This window comes from Roseibium sp. RKSG952, from assembly GCF_009711355.1.
The window spans coordinates 1-2,108 of record NZ_SMMF01000584.1 but is presented as its reverse complement, the minus strand read 5'-3'; the positions used below and the strand labels follow the sequence as shown (position 1 = coordinate 2,108).

Genomic DNA, 2,108 nt, shown 5'->3' with positions numbered 1-2,108 from the left:
CCACCATTTGGCTGCCTCAACCGTCATCGGAACGGCAACCGTGCAGTCCGGATCGTCGAACAAAATAACCGAGTCGGCGTAGGCTTGTTCCTTCAGCCACTTCTGTTTCCCGGAAAGAGACGCGTCAACAAGATCGGTATCGTTGCATTTCTTACCCACCTTCCAGATGCCAATCAGCATCTGGAGCGGACGTTTCCATTTAGTCATGATCAAACTCCTTGAGTTTTGGTACTGATCAGCTGTTAGGCGGCACGGCCTAAATCAGGCCGCAAGGGACGACTGATCGGCCGTAGCAGTAGATGGTCATGCGAATCCTTGATTCGATCAGTTGTTTGAATTGTCAATCCCAAGTTGCCAGCGCGAATGCAATACGTCAACATTATTTGCTATAAGGATTCGTGTTGACAAATGCTGTCCAATCATTGATAAAGACCCTGATGAAAACAGAACATAAGCAGATGTCCAACGACATCGTGAATGCTCCCGGCACGCAGAGCGCCGTTCCGAGAGCATCCTGCAGCAAGCAGGTCTTGTCGAAGAAATTTCCGAGACCAACCAAGGAAAACATCCTCGTTTGCCCTGTAGGAGGTGTCGGTCGTATCGGCATGAACTGGACCCTCTATGGCTACGATGGGAAATGGATTCTCGTCGACGCGGGCTCCATGTTCGCTCCCAAGCACGTCGAAGGTGTAGAGGCCATCTATCCGGACCCCGAATCCTTCGCGAGAATCCTTCCGGATATCGAGGCGCTCGTGGTCACCCACGCGCACGAGGACCACATCGGGGCAATTCACCGTCTGTTTCCGAGGATGAAGTGTCCGATCTACGCAACGCCCTATGCAGCCGAGGTCATCGGAGCTCGGCTCAAGGAGAAGAAGTCAGGGAAATTCGCATCCATCATTAAGTTTCAGCCGGGTAGGGGGGTCGAAATCGGGCCGTTCAAGATTCAGACGATCCGAATGACCCATTCCGCTCCGGAGTGCGTTTCCCTGGCAATTTCAACCGGAGCCGGAACCGTCTTTCACAGCGGCGACTGGAAGTTCGACCCCGATCCCGTCATCGGAAAGCCAACGGACTTCGCAGCCCTGAAGCGGGTCGGACGAGCCAACGTTCGGGCGATGGTCTGCGACAGCACCAACGCGCACCTGGTTGGCGAAACAACCTCCGAATCCGATGTCGCAAAGGGCATGGAAGCCGTTTGCAGGGACACAAAGGGACTGGTTGTCGTCTCGATCTTCTCCTCGAATATCGCACGGCTGTCGTCAATCGCGAACGCGGCAACGAAGGCGGGACGCAAGGTCGCACTGGCCGGATTCTCCCTCATTCGAAATGCCGAAGCCGCACACACCGCCGGCCTGCTGAAGAACACTCCCGAGCTGATCACCGACCTTTACAAGTTGAAGGATCACAAGCGCGACAAGATCGTCCTCATCTGTACCGGGACGCAAGGGGAGGCGAATGCCGCGCTCGCGCGACTAGCCCACGGCGACGACAAACGTCTCCCGGATCTTATGAGAGGCGATGCCATCGTTCACTCCGCCCGCATCATTCCGGGCAACGAGATCGAGGTAGGGGAGATCTTCTCCAAGATTCAGCATCACGGTGCTACAATCCATCAGAGGGAGTATAAGGGACTCCCCCTTCACGTCACAGGTCATGCGACCGGAAACGAGATCGCGGAAATGTACGACATGATCCGCCCGAGGTTCGCCATTCCGGTGCACGGCAAGGCTCAGCATCTCGAAGCTCACGCGAAGATCGCATTGGAGGCCGGCGTCCGGGATGTCGCAGAACCAGGCGAAGGGATCGTCTACATGGTGAGCCGACGCAGCCTTCAGCCCGTCGCCCGCGTTCCAATCCTACTGGAGGCACACCTGAAGAGCGAACAAGGCTTTGTTACGGCCAGGTGGGATCCTATCAACGAGAAGGTCATCGAGAAGCGCAAGGTACCCGTCGGGGTCATTCGAAAGTACAAGAAGCGCAGACAGAATTCATCCTTCAGGACGAAAAACTCGCGATTGGCCGCCTGATCCAGAAGCGCGGTAAATCCCTTCCTTTAGGAAGGGGTTAAGAGTGCGGGCACGGCGCATATGGGATTTATTCCCTGG

General features: G+C 55.8%; 2 protein-coding genes. One reads left to right on the top strand and one right to left on the bottom strand.

Features of this window, described 5'->3' with window-relative positions; all coding sequences use genetic code 11:
* Nucleotides 1-207: hypothetical protein (locus E1297_RS02525; RefSeq protein WP_155133494.1), on the bottom strand; the 207-nt coding region annotated here is incomplete at its 3' end.
* A gap of 230 nt (nucleotides 208-437) precedes the next feature.
* Here E1297_RS02525 and E1297_RS02520 point away from each other — a divergent pair.
* Complete coding sequence (locus tag E1297_RS02520; RefSeq protein ID WP_155133492.1) at nucleotides 438-2,030, top strand: ribonuclease J; 1,593 nt, start codon at nucleotides 438-440, stop codon at nucleotides 2,028-2,030.
* Nucleotides 2,031-2,108 lie beyond the last annotated feature (78 nt).